The organism is Microbacterium kunmingense (assembly GCF_023155745.1).
In the GTDB taxonomy this organism is placed as follows: Bacteria; Actinomycetota; Actinomycetes; order Actinomycetales; family Microbacteriaceae; genus Microbacterium; species Microbacterium kunmingense.
This window is the reverse complement of the sequence record NZ_JAKNUS010000003.1, coordinates 20,553-35,622: the sequence shown is the minus strand read 5'-3', so window position 1 is coordinate 35,622 and position 15,070 is coordinate 20,553. Positions and strand designations below refer to the sequence as shown.

At 66.6% G+C, this 15,070-nt stretch carries 17 protein-coding genes; 12 read left to right on the top strand and 5 right to left on the bottom strand.

What is annotated here, in order from left to right:
• Positions 1-36: 36 nt before the first annotated feature.
• A complete protein-coding gene (locus MA875_RS17925; protein ID WP_372492526.1) occupies positions 37-357 on the bottom strand; it encodes a hypothetical protein in 321 nt (106 codons plus the stop codon).
• Positions 358-467: 110 nt separating this feature from the next.
• Between MA875_RS17925 and MA875_RS05110 the strand changes: the two genes are divergently transcribed.
• Positions 468-1,487 (top strand): hypothetical protein, encoded by a 1,020-nt coding sequence (locus MA875_RS05110; RefSeq protein WP_248240716.1) that lies wholly within the window; start codon positions 468-470, stop codon positions 1,485-1,487.
• Positions 1,484-2,686 carry an alpha/beta hydrolase family protein gene (locus MA875_RS05105; RefSeq protein WP_248240713.1) on the top strand — a complete coding sequence of 401 codons (1,203 nt, stop codon included), beginning with the start codon at positions 1,484-1,486 and terminating at the stop codon, positions 2,684-2,686. The genes MA875_RS05110 and MA875_RS05105 overlap by 4 nt, the downstream gene beginning before the upstream one ends.
• Here the strand turns inward: MA875_RS05105 and MA875_RS17920 are convergent.
• The 4 genes from MA875_RS17920 to mftR form a co-directional block, all read right to left on the bottom strand.
• Positions 2,603-2,893, bottom strand: a complete 291-nt coding sequence (locus MA875_RS17920; RefSeq protein ID WP_372492525.1) for a GIY-YIG nuclease family protein — start codon at positions 2,891-2,893, stop codon at positions 2,603-2,605. The genes MA875_RS05105 and MA875_RS17920 overlap by 84 nt on opposite strands.
• Positions 2,894-3,296: 403 nt before the next feature.
• The gene (locus MA875_RS17915; protein WP_372492524.1) at positions 3,297-3,929 is read right to left on the bottom strand and encodes an MBL fold metallo-hydrolase; all 633 of its coding nucleotides are present in this window, start codon (positions 3,927-3,929) and stop codon (positions 3,297-3,299) included.
• Between the two features lie 37 nt (positions 3,930-3,966).
• Positions 3,967-5,697, bottom strand: a complete 1,731-nt coding sequence (locus tag MA875_RS05100; protein ID WP_248240711.1) for a GMC family oxidoreductase N-terminal domain-containing protein — start codon at positions 5,695-5,697, stop codon at positions 3,967-3,969.
• Complete coding sequence (gene mftR / locus MA875_RS05095; protein WP_248240710.1) at positions 5,684-6,349, bottom strand: mycofactocin system transcriptional regulator MftR; 666 nt, start codon at positions 6,347-6,349, stop codon at positions 5,684-5,686. Before mftR ends, MA875_RS05100 begins: the two co-directional genes overlap by 14 nt.
• Positions 6,350-6,438: 89 nt before the next feature.
• Between mftR and mftA the strand changes: the two genes are divergently transcribed.
• From mftA to mftD, 10 genes are all read left to right on the top strand, one after another.
• Positions 6,439-6,549 (top strand): mycofactocin precursor MftA, encoded by a 111-nt coding sequence (gene mftA, locus MA875_RS05090; protein ID WP_248240707.1) that lies wholly within the window; start codon positions 6,439-6,441, stop codon positions 6,547-6,549.
• A gap of 7 nt (positions 6,550-6,556) precedes the next feature.
• On the top strand, positions 6,557-6,832 hold the full coding sequence (gene mftB / locus MA875_RS05085) for a mycofactocin biosynthesis chaperone MftB (RefSeq protein WP_248240705.1): 276 nt from the start codon (positions 6,557-6,559) through the stop codon (positions 6,830-6,832).
• Entirely contained in the window at positions 6,829-8,103 is a 1,275-nt protein-coding gene (mftC, locus tag MA875_RS05080; RefSeq protein ID WP_248240704.1) for a mycofactocin radical SAM maturase, read from the top strand. Before mftB ends, mftC begins: the two co-directional genes overlap by 4 nt.
• Before the next feature lie 155 nt (positions 8,104-8,258).
• Complete coding sequence (locus MA875_RS05075) at positions 8,259-9,119, top strand: mycofactocin-coupled SDR family oxidoreductase (protein WP_248240702.1); 861 nt, start codon at positions 8,259-8,261, stop codon at positions 9,117-9,119.
• Positions 9,120-9,174: 55 nt separating this feature from the next.
• Complete coding sequence (locus MA875_RS05070; RefSeq protein WP_248240700.1) at positions 9,175-9,993, top strand: mycofactocin-coupled SDR family oxidoreductase; 819 nt, start codon at positions 9,175-9,177, stop codon at positions 9,991-9,993.
• 14 nt (positions 9,994-10,007) lie between these two features.
• Positions 10,008-10,844, top strand: a complete 837-nt coding sequence (locus tag MA875_RS05065; protein ID WP_248240699.1) for a mycofactocin-coupled SDR family oxidoreductase — start codon at positions 10,008-10,010, stop codon at positions 10,842-10,844.
• A 38-nt stretch (positions 10,845-10,882) separates the two neighbouring features.
• Positions 10,883-11,716 (top strand): mycofactocin-coupled SDR family oxidoreductase, encoded by an 834-nt coding sequence (locus tag MA875_RS05060; protein ID WP_248240698.1) that lies wholly within the window; start codon positions 10,883-10,885, stop codon positions 11,714-11,716.
• Between the two features lie 8 nt (positions 11,717-11,724).
• Positions 11,725-12,663, top strand: a complete 939-nt coding sequence (locus tag MA875_RS05055; protein ID WP_248240697.1) for an AAA family ATPase — start codon at positions 11,725-11,727, stop codon at positions 12,661-12,663.
• 243 nt (positions 12,664-12,906) lie between these two features.
• On the top strand, positions 12,907-13,656 hold the full coding sequence (locus MA875_RS05050) for a vWA domain-containing protein (protein WP_248240696.1): 750 nt from the start codon (positions 12,907-12,909) through the stop codon (positions 13,654-13,656).
• Positions 13,657-13,723: 67 nt separating this feature from the next.
• Entirely contained in the window at positions 13,724-15,061 is a 1,338-nt protein-coding gene (mftD, locus tag MA875_RS05045) for a pre-mycofactocin synthase MftD (RefSeq protein ID WP_248240695.1), read from the top strand.
• The last annotated feature ends 9 nt before the right edge of the window (positions 15,062-15,070 follow it).

Below are 15,070 nucleotides of genomic sequence, written 5' to 3'. Positions count from 1 at the left end.
ACCGTGAATATCGAGCAGACCGTGACGACGGCCGTCTCAGACCTTGAGCTGGGCACCACCTTCACCTTTGACGATCTCGTCGGGGCACTTCAGGATCACCGGCAGCGCACACTCCGAATCGTGGAACTTGCGGATCTCGGCGACCACGATGGCATTTGCGCAGTGTGGCTCATCACCGAGAGCGAAGACCTCGTCCTTCACGCGCACAGCGACTCCGTCCTCCATCGCCAGCAGTTCGTCCTGCACGAATTCGCCCACATGATCCTCGGGCATGGAGACGACGACGAATGCTCGACGGAAGACTTCCTGCTTCCCGACATCCCCGCCCGGACTCGGCGTCGACTGCTCACTCGTCAAGATTTGGACTCTCGCACCGAGATCGCGGCGGAGGCCTTGGCTGATCATCTGGCTGCGGCGATCAGAAGCTCGGTTTACGGGGAATCGCGTTACCTCGAGATCTTCGGGTGATGCAGACCTTCGTCGCGGTGCTCATGTGGCTGCTCGTGGCGAGCCTGCTCATCTTGCGCCGCGGACGAGCCGAGCGCAGCATCACCTACGCGGCGATCACGATCGCGGTCGCGATGACGATCAATGTCGATACGGTCTACCGCTTCATCGATGGACTCCTCGGTGGCTCGAATGTCGCCACCCTCATCGGGGATTGCGCGCTCATGGTCGGGATCTTCTTCCTTGGCCGAGGGATCATGAAAGCGGGGGAGTATCAGCCCGGCCCAGTTCGCATTGCCCTGGGCCCTGCTGCCCTCCTTGTTGCGCTGAGCGGCGTCGGGGTCGCCTTCTTGCTCATCGACCGTGGCGCCACCACGACCAACTTCATGATTGATCTCGGAGCGCAGCCTGCCGCAGCTGCGTACTCGATGATCCAGTTCACGTACTACGGGATCGTCGTCGGCGCCATGGCAGTCCTCGCGAGCCGTCAGTATCGGCTGAGCGTTGGTCTACAGCGGCTGCCCGCCGGTTGTCTCGTCGTCGGCGCGATCCTCGGAGCGGTTCTCTGCGTCGTCGTCCTCATGATGGACATCGCACACGTTGCCGGGCGTGTAGACGTGATGACTGACGTGTCTATCGCGTACGGACCGCTTTACATATCGACCTTCCTGTTCCTCTGCGTCGGACTCGCTGGGCAGCCGACCGTGCGCTTCCTGAGCGCGCGACGGAGGGCAGCGCGAACACGCACACTCATCAAGGAACTATCGCCCGCGTGGCGAGCGGCGACGATCGTTCGCCCGGGACTGAGTCAGACGGATGCCGCGTCCGTGCAAACCGATGGCCTCGAGGCGCAGTTGCATCGACAGGTCGTAGAGATCCGCGACGCGATGATCGACCCGCGCGTGTCGTTCTCTCTCCACGCACGCGACCGTCTCGTCCTTGAACGTGCGGAGCAGCATCTCCTCGGAACCGACGAAGCTCGACTTCACGCGCCGGCTGCGCCGGCCACACGGCCCAAGTTTCAACGAGGAGCGGCATGAGAGCCCCGATCGTGCTGGCTGGCGCGCTGGCCGCCGCAGCGACGCTTTCGTTGGGCCTCGGTCTAGTGATCGCGCGGCGCCTGACCGCCCCTCCGAGCCCGCGCCGATTCGACCTGTCCGTCCGTGGCCTCGAACAGGATGGCGACCGACGAGCAATCGTGCTGGATCGAACGCATCAAACTGAATCCCCAGGTGAGTTCACTCTGCTGTTTCCAGGTGGCCAGTGGGTTCAGCTGGGTGCCGAAGTACTTGATCGCGGGCCTGGGCGCCTCGCACGAGCCGTGACAGCGACAGCACCCGGCTTCACACCGTCAGCCGACGATCGCGCCTCGTGGAGCGGCATCTACTTCATGACGCCCGTCGATGCGGGCCTCAGCGCCCACGACATCGACATCCCCACTCCGCCGGGGCCGGCGCCAGCTTGGCGTATCGATGGCCGCGACTCGCAATCAACGAGGTGGGCAATCCACATCCATGGGCTCGGCAGTCCGCGAGCCGGAACACTGCGTGGTGTGCAGGTCACCGCTGAGCTGGGCTACACGTCAATTGTCGTCAGCTACAGGAACGATGGCGAAGGCCCAAGGCTCGGAACTGGTCGGTCAACCCTCGGCGCCACTGAAGTCGACGACGTGGACGCTGCGATCCAGTACGCCATCGATCAAGGCGCGCGACGGGTCGTTCTATTCGGCTGGTCAATGGGAGCACAGGTCGCGCTCCAGCTCGCTACACGGCCGCAATACCGACGGCTGATAGCAGGGGTTGTTCTCGAGTCTCCCGTTCTCGACTGGGTCGCGACGATCAACGCGAACTGCGCTCGCGCTGGCCTGCCTTCGGTGGCGGGGCTGACCGCGCTCCCGTGGCTTACGTCGCCCACGCTCGCACGCGCGGTCGGCCTGCCTGGCAGTATCCCTCTCCGGGATATCGACTGGATCGCGCGAGCAGAGGACCTGGCAGTCCCTACTCTGATCCTCCACGGAGCGGGTGACGACTCAGCGCCGCCTGCCGTCTCTCGCAAGCTCGAAGCGCTACGTCCAGATCTCGTTCAGCTCGAAATCTTTGGGGCGCATCACACGATGACGTGGAATTCCGACCAAGCGCGCTGGCGATCCACTGTCTCAACCTGGCTGACGTCGAGCGGCTTGCGTCCTGGCGATCTCACAACACGGGGCCCGAAGCTTCGACAGTTCGGTGGGCGCTGACGGGCTGTCGCGCGGGTTCAGTAGCGGCGTGTGCCTCTTGATCGGTTCGACCTCGGCCCCGTGCACAGCGTCGTCGAACGCAACCCACGACACGACGAGGTTGCGATTGAGCCACTCTTCGACGCTATATCCGCGGGGGGAGAAGCGATAGTTCCGCTGGTTGCTGGTCCAGACAAGCGACCCGATGGTCGGACGGAAGCCGAGCACGGCGCCGATGCTCCCGGCCGGGCTGACCCCGTTTCGTAGGTCCGGTGGTTGTGAAGTCGTCCTGTGGACCGCGATCGCGGGACGGCGGTACTGGTCAAGGAGGACGCCGACTCGGTCGCCGTACCTCGGGTCCAGGGGATCCGGTTGGGAGCGCGTTGCCCTAGCTCTTCGGACACGGCGTTTGCCACTAGGACCTGAGCGGCAATGGAAGCAAGGGGTTGGGGTTCGATTCGGCACGTTTGATCGCAGCCTGTATCTTCGAGGACTCCCTCGCCACGCGAGCCAAGTACGCGGCGGGCAGCGTGACCATCACGTCAGGTTCCATTCGAACTTCCGGGAACTCGTCCACGGGTGTCACCCATGCCGGAGCCGCCTGACACTACCTCCTGCGGTTCCCCGCAAGCTACTGAACTGGCAGTCGCTCGGCGGGCCCGAGCCTGAGCGGTCGTCCGTGCCCAAACAAGACGAGTCGCGGTCGGAGCTCCGCCAGTCGTCGGCGAGACTCGTCGTTCATCCGCGGATCCAACGTGAACAACGTGGGCGGCCGCGTCACTCTTCCGAGGTGGGAGTAGACGTCGCCGCACAGAAGAACTCGGTCCTGCTCTCGCCACAACGCGATATGCCCCGGGGTGTGGCCGGGTACTTCTAGAACGGTAAATCCCGCTATCTCATCGCCCTCGCTGAGCGCTCGTTGAACGTCGCACGCCGGAGGTCGGGGAACCATCCTGCCCACAAGGCTCGACAAGACCCCTGCCCTCATCTGCGGCGTGCCCGCCTGGATGGCGCTCCGGTCCGCTGCGCCAGCCCACAACGGGATCGACAAGGCATCGCAGATTGCTCTGCTGGACCCGAAATGATCCGAGTGCGCGTGAGTCACTACGTGAGCCTTAAGATCTCGACCCGCGACCTGCCGCAAGATTCGCCGCCGCGCCCAAGCCGTGCCCGCGTCAACGAGGAGATTCTCGATGAGGTAGACGTTGAACAGGTGCGCTGGCTGCCCATGCAGCTGGTAGACCCCCCGAGCGACTTCATGCATGACCAGGATCCTTTCGTCTTCAGAAGGGGCGCGCCTATCAGTCGCCGCGACGGATGAAGCGCGCGACGAGTTCCCCAACCAATACCGCTGTTGCGGCCGGCCCCCGCGAAGGAGTATCGGGAAGGATCGAGGTGTCAGCGAGACGGAGGTTCGTGACGCCCCGAACGCGCGCAAACCCGTCGACGACAGCGAACGGGTCGCGTGACGGCCCCATCGGGGCGCTGCCGCAGAGATGGATCGCGGTGCCGAGGTGGGTGAGCATCCACGCGTCGAGTGCCCTATCGTGGTCGAGCGTTGCCTCATCGAGCTCGGTGAGCCCCTCGAACAGCTGCGCGAACGCGCGGGTGTGTAGCAGCGCCACGGCTGTGCGAATGCCGAAGCGCATACGCTCCCGGTCGCGCGCGGTCGAGAGGTACCGGTAGTCGATGCGGGGGTTCGCCGTCGGGTCTGCCGACGCGAGGGTGATCGAGCCGCGTGATTCCTCCCGCTGCAGCCCGACGAGGAGCACGAGGTCGCGCCCGTGCAGTGCCTGTTCCCGCACTCGCGTGAGCGACAAGCCGCGCAGCGACCGATGAGTGGCGAGTGGATGCCGCAGCGCTGATCGCGCACCGCCGGCCAGCGCACTCGTCGACCCCGTCAGCAGGTGGTTCATGCTTTTGACTGAGACCATGATCTCCAGGTCTCCCGCGGCGTCACCTCCGGGTGATACGAAGTTGAGCGCGGTCGTGAACGTCTCGGGCGTGCGCGGATCCATGAGATTGCGCGGGGCTCGCCAGCCCACGGCGATGTCGGGGTGATCGGTGAATGCCCGGCCGACGCCGGGGGAGTCGTGCACCACCCGCACGCCGTGGTCGCGCAGTTGCTGGGCCGGCCCGACGCCAGAGACGAGCAACAGCTGCGGCGTTCCGATTCCGCCGGCGCAGAGCACCACCTCGTCGGCAGGGATCACACGCGCCCCGGATTCGTTGGCCAGGATGGATGCGACGCGCGCACCACTCCGACCCGATGCCGCAGACATGCCTCCCGTCTCCGCCACCTCGACCCCCACCGCGCGTGTGCCCTCGAACACGACGCGTAGGACGCGGCATCGTCCGATCACCTGGAGATTCGGACGGTCTCGCGCGGGCGACAAGTAGGCCAGACCGGTGTTGATGCGCACGCCGTCGACGACGTTCTGCGGCACGGGGCCGACACCGGGAGCTCCGGGTGCGTTCTTGTCGGGCTCGGCGACGAAGCCGAGTTCAAGGGCCGCGGCCGTGAACGCCCGAGCCGCGGGGTTCGACTGGACCGCCCTCCGCACGGGCATCGGCCCGGCATCACCGTGGAACACTCCAGACCCGAGGTCGAGGTCGTGCTCGAGATGGCGGAGCACGGGCAGTACGCTCTCATAGCCCCAGTCCGGACCCGCGGCAACGGACCACCGGGCGAAGTCTTCCGGGCGCGCGCGCACGAAGTACCCTCCGTTAATTGTCGACGAGCCGCCAATAATGCGACCGCGCGCGATCGTGTACGGCAGATCGGGCGTGAGGTTGCCGAGGTAGGACCAGTTCGCCGGATGCCCCGGCATCGCGCCCTGCACTGTTGACGCGTCCAGCAGCTCGGGCGGGAACTCGGCGGGAGAGCGGGGTACAGGGCCCGCCTCGAGCAGGATGACGCGGTGCTCGGGATCTTCGCTGAGCCTCGCGGCAAGGGCCGCCCCCGCGGCGCCCGCGCCGACCACCACCGTGGTGCGGGTTGCAGTGGGGCGCGTCGCCTCAGCGCTGGTCATCGGCTCCCCTATGGCTGCGGTGTGCCTGGACGACTCTCGTGTCGATGCGCTCGTCGATCATGAGCAGCGCCTCGTCGAGCAGGTCCAGCAGGATGCGCTCGGGGTTGGCCAGCCACTGTTCGTACGCTGCGAGGCATACCCCGAGGCAGGTCCACGCGATGGTCTGCGGGATCAGGTCGCTCGATGGCAGATCCAGGCGACGCCCGACGTGGTCGGCGATCACCCCACGCCATGATCGATAGCGGAGCGTTGAGTGCGCGAGGAGCGTCGGCACGTTGAGGAGCAGCTCCATGCGCCGCCGGTGGTACTCCGATTCCGATTCCGGCACGCGATTGAACTCGATGATCGCGCGTCGTAGCTGCTCCATAATCGGGATCGTGTCGGGGAGGGAGGCGAGATGCGTGCCCATGCGGTCGAGCATCTCGTCGAACTCGCCCCACGGTACGTCATTCTTCGAGGGGAAGTAGCGGAAGAACGTTCGCCGCCCGATGCCGGCCGCTCGGGCGATCTCATCGACCGTCGTGGCATCGAAGCCGCGCTCCATGAACAGCTCGAGGGCGACGTGACTGATCTGCGCATGAGTGGTCGACGGCGAGCGGCCGACACGAGCGCGCGGCAGTGATTCATCCCCCTGGGACAGGACCAAGGCCACTACCCCCTTCCCAACGGCACCGGGTGTCATTAGTATCGGGCCAACCGAGTAGATCACCAATGACGGTGATCGCACATGAGGAGCATCCCATGAGTCGAAGTAAAGACCTCGTCGTTCCAACGGGTGATGTCGACGAGGTGATCGAGACGGAGTCGCTCGTCGAGGAAATTTCGATCGACGGTATGTGCGGCGTCTACTAACATTCCCATGACCGCCGTCGCCCCTGAGTCCGCCTGGCAGCTGCACCCCCAGGTCTCGGTTCGGCCCGAGCCGTTCGGTGCGCTGCTCTACCACTTCGGCACGCGCAAGCTGTCCTTCCTCAAGGATCTCACGCTGCTCGAGGTTGTGCGGGCACTGCCGGATGCCGCGTCCGCGCGTGCCGCGTGCGAGGCTGCCGGCGTCGCGGACGCGCACCTGCCGCGGTACCTCGGGGCGCTTGGCACCCTCGCCGAGTCGCAGATGCTCATGGAGCGGACGCCGTGAGCATCGTGGAGGCGCCTGTCGTCGCCGGGCCGCCGCGGTCCATGCGCCTGGCCGACCACTTCGAGCTCGGCCTCGACGCACCCATCTGCCTGACCTGGGAGCTCACGTACGCATGCAACCTCTCGTGCGTACACTGCCTGTCGAGCAGCGGCCGGCGCGACCCGCGCGAGCTGAGCACCCAGGAGTGCAAGGCCGTCATCGACGAACTCGAGCGCATGCAGGTGTTCTATGTGAATATCGGCGGCGGCGAACCGACGGTGCGCAGCGACTTCTGGGAGCTGATCGACTACGCCACGGAACACAACGTGGGCGTGAAGTTCTCGACGAACGGCGTGAAGATCACGCCCGAGATCGCCCGGCGCCTCGCCGGGAACGACTACGTCGACGTGCAGATCTCGCTTGACGGTGCCACCGCCGAGGTCAACGACCATATCCGCGGGCCGCGCTCCTACGAGACCGCGTTGCGTGCGATGCAGAACCTGTCGGACGCCGGCATGCGTTCCTTCAAGATGTCCGTGGTCTGCACGAGACAGAACATCCCGCAGCTTGACGAGTTCAAGGCCATCGCCGATCGCTACGGCGCCCAGCTACGCCTCACTCGGCTGCGCCCGTCGGGCCGCGGCGCCGACGTGTGGGACGAATTGCACCCCACGCCGCCGCAGCAGCGCGAACTCTACGACTGGCTCGTCGCGCACGGCGGCGACGTGCTCACGGGCGACTCGTTCTTCCACCTCTCGGCGTACGGTCAAGCTCTCCCGGGGCTCAACCTCTGCGGCGCTGGGCGCGTCGTCTGCCTCATCGATCCCGTCGGGGACGTGTACGCGTGCCCCTTCGCCATCCATGACGAGTTCCTCGCCGGCAACGTCCGCGACGAGGGTGGATTCTCTAAGGTGTGGCGCGAATCGTCGCTATTCGCCGAACTGCGTTCGCCGCAGTCTGGCGGCGCGTGCAGCTCGTGCCAGTTCTTCGACACCTGCAAGGGCGGGTGCATGGCCGCGAAGTTCTTCACAGGCCTGCCGCTCGATGGTCCCGACCCCGAGTGCGTGCAGGGTTACGGCGAGCAGCTTCTCGCACAGCGAGCAGGCGACTCAGGGCTGCCGAGGCACTCCGGCGACCACTCGCATCGCACCTCACCGCCTCGTCCGCGCACCGGCGTGGGCCCCGTGCGCCTCACTCTCACCCGGCGCGAGGACCTCGCGGCGCCGCCCGTGAGCGCGTGCGCCGAGGATCCGCTCGCGGGCTTCACCTCGCACCATCCGATGACCCAATGAAGATCGGCGCCGCCCGGCGTCAATGTCAATAAGGAGGCACCCGCCCCGATCTCGCGTGAGACCCGACTCGCCCGAACTGGCCGCGACGTTGCGGCCAGTGGTCGTGCGGCCACCGTGGCGTGGGAGCGGCACGCCCTTGAACAGGAGGAACCATCATGGGAATGCTCGACGGCAGGGTTGCGCTCGTTACGGGAGGCTCGCGAGGCCAGGGGCGTGCGCACGCGCTTACGTGCGCACGTGAAGGCGCCGACGTCGTCATCATTGACACGCTCGAGCAGATCGAGACGGTCGCCTATCCCATGGCCACGCAGGAGGACTTCGACGAGACCGTGAAGCAGGTCGAAGCGCTTGACCGGCGAATCGTCGCCGTGAACGGTGACGTAAGGAGGCAGGCGGACCTCGACGGGGCGGTCGCGACGGGAATTGCCGAGTTCGGGCGTATCGACATCCTCATCGCCAACGCGGGCATCTTCTCGCTCGCGCCGGCTCACGAGATGACCGACGAGATGTGGGACGACATGATCGCCGTGAACCTCACGGGGGTCTGGAAGTCAGCCAAGGCCGTGCTGCCGCACATGATGGAGCGAGGTGGCGGCTCGATCGTGATGACCAGTTCGATCAACGGACTCGAGCCGGGCGTCAACTACGTGCATTACTGCGCAGCGAAGTTCGGCGTCGTGGGCATTATGAAGACGCTGGCGCTCGAGTACGCCCGGCACGGCATCCGCGTGAACGCCATCCACCCCGGCGCGATCCTCACCCCGATGACAAGCTGGCAGGGCGCGTGGGACATGATGTCGGGCAAATCCGCAGGCGAGGGCAACGAAGCCGACATGTTGGAGGCCGGGTACTCGTTCCACGCACTCAAAGGCAACGGATTCCTCGACCCGCAACGCATCGCCGACGCGGCGCTGTACCTCAACTCAGACCTCGCGTCCTCGGTCACGGGGGTTTCTATCCCCGTCGACGCCGGACACCTGCTCATGCCCGGCTACAACGCCGACCCAGTGAAGTAGCCACTCAATCAGCTATCCGTACCCAGCATCGGCAAAACCAACAGAACGGAGCAACATGGCTGGTCAGCTCGAAGGCAAGGTCGCCTTCATCACCGGAGCCGCACGCGGGCAAGGACGTTCGCACGCAATCCGACTCGCGCAGGAGGGCGCCGATATCATCGCAGTTGATATCTGCGCTCAGATCGAGTCGGTCCCGTACCCGATGTCGACGCCCGATGATCTTGCCGAGACGGTGCAGCAGGTCGAGGCTCTCGATCGCCGCATCCACGCCGTGCAAGCTGACGTGCGGGACCGGGACGCGCTGCAGGCCGCGTTCGACGCGGGCGTCGCCGAACTGGGAGCGGTCGACATCGTGCTTGCCAATGCGGGCATCGCGCCACTGTCGCTGCACCCGGTGCCCGAGGAGTGGCAGGACGTCCTCGACGTCAACCTCACGGGCGTCTTTTACACCGTCGAGGTTGCGAAACCGTCGATGATCAACGGCGGACGTGGCGGAGCAATTGTGATCACAAGCTCGACTGCGGGACTGAATGGCATCGGCGGCGACGCGCCCGGCGGTCTCGGCTACACCGCCGCCAAGCACGGCGTAGTCGGGCTCATGCGAAGCTACGCCAACCAGCTGGCTCAGCACTCGATCAGGGTCAACACTGTCCATCCCACCGGCGTGAACACACCCATGGTCGTCAACGACATCATGCAGGAATTCCTCCAGTCAGATCCCCAGATGGGCCAGGCAATGGCCAATGCCTTGCCCGTGCCCATGGTCGAGCCCGTCGACATCTCGAACGCGATCCTGTGGCTCGTGTCCGACGCCGCACGGTACGTCACCGGCGTCACACTGCCCGTCGACGCGGGCTTCACCAACAAGAAGTAAAGGGAGAGGAAGTTATGGCTGGACGGGTCGAAGGCAAGGTCGCGTTCATCACGGGCGCGGCGCGAGGACAGGGGCGCAGTCACGCGATACGGCTTGCTGAAGAGGGCGCCGACATCATCGCAATCGATATCTGCGCCGCCATTCCGGAAAACAACTACCCGCCTGCGACGGAGGAGGACCTCGCAGAGACCGTGAGGATGGTGGAGGCGCTCGACCGGCGGATCGTCGCTGAGAAAGCCGACGTTCGCGACTTCGGCCAACTGAAGGCAGTTGTCGACAAGGGCGTCGCCGAACTTGGCCGGCTCGACATCGTCGCCGCCAACGCCGGCATTGGGGGGACATTCAACAGGGTCGAGGACATCCCCGACGACGAGTGGGTCAACATGCAGGAGATCAACCTCTCCGGTGTGTGGCGTACGTGCAAGGCGGCCGTCCCGCACATCCGCGCGGGCGGCAAGGGCGGATCGATGATTCTCACAAGCTCCGACGCGGGGCTGTTCGCGTTCGCGAATCTCGCGCACTACGTCGCGGCGAAGCACGGCGTCGTCGGGCTGATGCGCACCCTCGCACTCGAACTCGCACCGGACATGATCCGGGTCAACTCGGTGCATCCGACAGTGGTGGACACGCCGATGGTCAACAACGACGCCACGTTCAGGCTCTTCCGGCCCGATTTGGAGAACCCGACGGTCGAGGACTTCAAGCAGGCTGCCGGGGGCATCAACGCACTTCCGGTCCCATGGGTCGACCCGCGCGACATCTCGAACGCTGTGCTCTGGCTCGCCTCCGACGAGGCGCGATACGTCACGGGCGTCGCCCTGCCGGTGGATGCCGGAGCAAATGTCAAGTAGCGGCAACGGTCTGTAGAACGCAGAGAAGGGAGCACACTATGGGACGACTGGACGGCAAGGTCGCGTTCATCACGGGCGCGGCGCGAGGACAGGGGCGCAGTCATGCGCTCCGCCTGGCGGAAGAGGGAGCTGACATCATCGCGGTCGACATCGTCGAGCAGATCGCGACTGTGCCATACGGTATGGCGACGCAGGCCGACCTCGACGAGACGGTTCGACAGGTCGAGGCGCTTGACCGGCGCATCGTTGCCGGCACGGCTGACGTGCGCGACGTCGAGGCGCTGCGTGCGGCCGTCGACGCGGGCGTGGCCGAACTCGGCCGGCTCGACATCGTGGCGGCGAATGCGGGGATCTTCTCGACGGCGACCACTGAGGCGCTCAGCGAGGAGCAGTGGGGAGACATGATCGACGTCAACCTGTCGGGGGTTTGGCGCACCTGCAAGGTCGCCATCCCGCACCTCAGGGCCGCGGGCGGCGGGTCGATCATCATCACGAGCTCGGTCGCCGGTCTGAAGGGTTTGCCGAACTTCGCGCACTACGTGTCGGCTAAGCACGGGGTTGTCGGGCTCATGCGCACGCTCGCTCTCGAGCTGGCGCCCGACATGATCCGCGTGAACTCAGTGCACCCGACGAGCGTCGACACCGACATGATCCAGAACGAGGCCATCTACGCGTTGTTCGCCCCCGATCTCGAGCCGGTCGAACGCACGCGCGAGCGGATCGGCGAACGGTTCCGGGCGACGAACGCGCTGCCCATTCCCTGGGTCGAGCCGGTCGACATATCGAACGCGGTGCTCTGGCTCGCCTCCGACGAGTCCAGGTACGTGACTGGCGTGACGCTACCGGTCGACGCGGGGTCGATGCAGAAGTGAGCGGGGTTGTGACCGACGAGGTCCCTCTAATCGAGGATGGGGCGAGTCGGCTCGCGGCCAGCCGTTCGCGCATCGCTGCGCGCATCGTCGGCCGCGAGCGCGAGCTCGAGCTGACGCTCGCGGCGGTGGCGGCGGGGCGCGACATTCTGCTCGAGGGTCCGCCCGGCACGAGCAAGACGACGATACTCACGGCGATCACGGAGGAGTGGGGAATCCCGCTGCTCTTCGTGGAGGGCAACGCCGACCTGACGCCCGCGAAGCTCGTCGGCCACCACAACCCCGCCCGGGTGCTGAAAGAGGACTACAGTGCCGAGAACTTCGTCGCTGGGCCGCTCGTCGAGGCCATGCGCGCTGGCGGCTTCCTCTACATCGAGGAGTTCAACCGGGCGCCGGAGGACACCCTGAACACGCTGCTCACGGCCATGGCCGATCGATCGATAGCTGTCCCGCGCGTGGGTCGCATCCGGGCGAAGCCGACGTTCCGTGTCATCGCCTCGATGAACCCGTACGACAACGTAGGCACGACCCGGCTGTCGACGAGCGTCCACGACCGGTTGAATCGTTTGGCAGTCGATTACCAGGATGCGCCGAGTGAGGAGCGCATCGTGGCATTGCGCGCCGGGGCAGCGAACGACGTGGGTGAGCGGGTCATCGAGGACGCGGTTGCGGTGACCCGCGCTACGCGGCAGCACCGCGACGTGCGCCAAGGATCGAGCGTGCGAGGCGCGATCGATCTCGTGCTCGTCGCCGCACAGCTCGCGCAGCTGCGCGGCATCCATTCGCCCGATCACAACGACTATCCGGAGCTCGTGTTCGACGCCATGGTCGTCGCGCTCTCCGGGCGTATCCACCTCGACGAGGCGATCGAGACGACACCCGAACGAGTGCTTCGCGAGATCTGGGAGGACCGGTTCATCCTCGAACCTGCCGCAGCGGCGCCCGGCTGAAGAGCGGTTCCCGCCGATGGACCGCTGCAGCGCGAGCGTCCCGACCGGCGCACGATCGAGGGAACGCCCCTGAAGCGCAAGCCAAAACGACTCGACGAGGAGCCCACCGTGTTCGATGCGACACCCGGCGCCGGCGGCACGCTTTTCCGCACCGAGAACGCGGTGGGCGACTCGAGGGCACCCAGGAGGAAGGCGAAGCAGGGCATCGCGGCGACCACCTTCACCCACGAGGAGGCACGTCTCGTGCAGGCGGAGGCGGATGCCGCGGCCGACTCCGTGGCCCGGGCGCGCGCACTTCAGATCGCTGCGCGCTTGTCGGTGCGCCGGCCACGGCGCGATGCGACCAGCCGGCGCGGCATCGGCGAGCTCGGCAGCGTACCCTATCGCGGCGGGTCCGACGAGATCGACCTCGACAGGACGATCGAGGTGCTCGCCGAGCGTCCGCTGCCGGAGGACGAGGACATCATCGTCCGTGACCGCATCCGCACCAAGCGATCGGTCGTCCTCGCGGTCGATGTGTCGGGCTCGATGAAAGGTGAACGGGTCGCGACGGCCGCAGCGACCGTAGGCGCCCTCGCGGGCGAGCTTGTGAGCGAGGACCTCGCGGTGATCGCGTTCTGGTCGGATGCCGCAATTCTCTTGAACCTCGGGCAGCCCGTGAAGCCCATGAACCTGCTCGAGTCAATCATGCGGATCCCGGCGCAAGGCCTGACGAATGTGGCCTTTCCGCTCGAGCTGGCCTCACAGCAGTTCGCGCGCGCCCCTGTTCGCGACGCCCGGGTCGTGCTGCTGTCGGACTGCGTGCACAACGCCGGGCCCGACCCGCGGCTTTTCGCGGGTAGGTTGCCGCGCCTCGACGTGCTGCTCGATGCAAGCGGCGAGCGGGACGTCGAGCTCGGGCGCGACCTCGCGCGCCTCGGCCGCGGCTCGCTGCACGTGGTGGAAGACTTCCGGGCCGTGGCCCCCGCCGTGAGCGCGATGTTCGGCGGATGACCCGGTGCCGGACGGCAGCGAACGAGACGATGACAACGGCGAACGCACCCGCGGAAGGAAACGGATGATGAGCAACAGCTGGTTTGAAACGGTGGCGGTGGCGCAGCGACGAGCCGAGCGGCGCCTGCCCAGATCGGTGTACGGCGCCCTGATCGCGGGCTCCGAACGCGGCCTGACCATCGAGGACAACCAGCAGGCGTTCTCCGAACTGCAGTTCGCGCCGCACGTCGCCGGGCATCATGCCGAACGCACACTCGACACCACTGTGATGGGCATCCCGATCTCGCTGCCCGTGATCATCTCTCCGACGGGCGTACAGGCGGTTCACCCCGACGGCGAGGTCGCGGTCGCTCGCGCCGCCGCGAACCGCGGGACGATCATGGGTCTCAGCTCGTTCGCGTCGAAGCCGATCGAAGCGGTCGCTGCCGCGAACCCGAACACGCTGTTCCAGGTGTACTGGAGCGGCACACGCGAGGCGATGGCCCACCGGCTCGACCGCGCGCGTGCGGCCGGGGCGAAGGGCCTCATCGCCACACTCGACTGGTCATTCTCGCATGGGCGCGACTGGGGAAGCCCGTGGATCCCGGACAAGCTCACGTTCATGGCCGCCATGCGGTTCGCACCTCAGGCGATCGTCAAGCCCGCGTGGCTGTTCGACTTCCTCAAGACCGGGTGGGTGCCCGACCTCAGGACGCCGAACCTCGCGCCGGCTGACGGGGGCACTGCGCCCACGTTCTTCGGCGCGTACGGCGAGTGGATGTCGACGCCTCCGCCGACCTGGGACGACGTCGCCTGGCTCCGCGAGCAGTGGGGCGGGCCGTTCATGCTCAAGGGCGTGTCGCGCATCGACGACGCGAAGCGTGCGGTCGATGTCGGCGTTACCGCGATCTCGGTGTCGAACCACGGCGGCAACAACCTCGACACCACGCCCGCGTCCGTCCGAATGCTGCCCGGTATCGCCGACGCGGTTGGCGGGCAGGTCGAGGTGCTGCTCGACGGGGGCGTGCGGCGCGGGTCAGATGTCGCCAAGGCGCTCGCCCTGGGTGCACGCGCCGTGATGATCGGTCGGGCGTACCTGTGGGGCCTCGCCGCGAATGGCCAGGCGGGGGTCGAGAACGTGCTCGACGTCCTCCGCGGCGGGCTCGACTCGGCGGTGCTCGGACTGGGACACCGCTCGGTCACCGAGCTGTCGCCGGCAGACTTCTATATCCCCCCGGGCTTCCGGCGGGAACTCGGTGCCGGTCCCGAGGCTGAGACAGCTGCGACAGCACGCAAGCCCGCGGCGCGCAAGCCGGCAGCACGCAAGCCCGCGGCGCGCACTCCTCAGACCACGACCCGCGGCGCTGCATTCGAGACTGACACCGGCGAGCCGCCGACTGATGCAGTCGCCGCCGGCAACCTCTAAGGCGGCCGC

Bases quoted from the DNA above. Each gene is read 5' to 3' on its own strand.
- MA875_RS05100 (WP_248240711.1), bottom strand. From the start codon at position 5,697: ATGACCAGCGCTGAGGCGACGCGCCCCACTGCAACCCGCACCACGGTG.
- MA875_RS05070 (WP_248240700.1), top strand. From the start codon at position 9,175: ATGGCTGGTCAGCTCGAAGGCAAGGTCGCCTTCATCACCGGAGCCGCA.
- mftB (WP_248240705.1), top strand. From the start codon at position 6,557: ATGACCGCCGTCGCCCCTGAGTCCGCCTGGCAGCTGCACCCCCAGGTC.
- mftD (WP_248240695.1), top strand. From the start codon at position 13,724: ATGAGCAACAGCTGGTTTGAAACGGTGGCGGTGGCGCAGCGACGAGCC.
- MA875_RS05060 (WP_248240698.1), top strand. From the start codon at position 10,883: ATGGGACGACTGGACGGCAAGGTCGCGTTCATCACGGGCGCGGCGCGA.
- MA875_RS05110 (WP_248240716.1), top strand. From the start codon at position 468: ATGCAGACCTTCGTCGCGGTGCTCATGTGGCTGCTCGTGGCGAGCCTG.
- MA875_RS05105 (WP_248240713.1), top strand. From the start codon at position 1,484: ATGAGAGCCCCGATCGTGCTGGCTGGCGCGCTGGCCGCCGCAGCGACG.
- MA875_RS17915 (WP_372492524.1), bottom strand. From the start codon at position 3,929: ATGCATGAAGTCGCTCGGGGGGTCTACCAGCTGCATGGGCAGCCAGCG.
- MA875_RS05075 (WP_248240702.1), top strand. From the start codon at position 8,259: ATGGGAATGCTCGACGGCAGGGTTGCGCTCGTTACGGGAGGCTCGCGA.
- mftA (WP_248240707.1), top strand. From the start codon at position 6,439: ATGAGTCGAAGTAAAGACCTCGTCGTTCCAACGGGTGATGTCGACGAG.
- MA875_RS05065 (WP_248240699.1), top strand. From the start codon at position 10,008: ATGGCTGGACGGGTCGAAGGCAAGGTCGCGTTCATCACGGGCGCGGCG.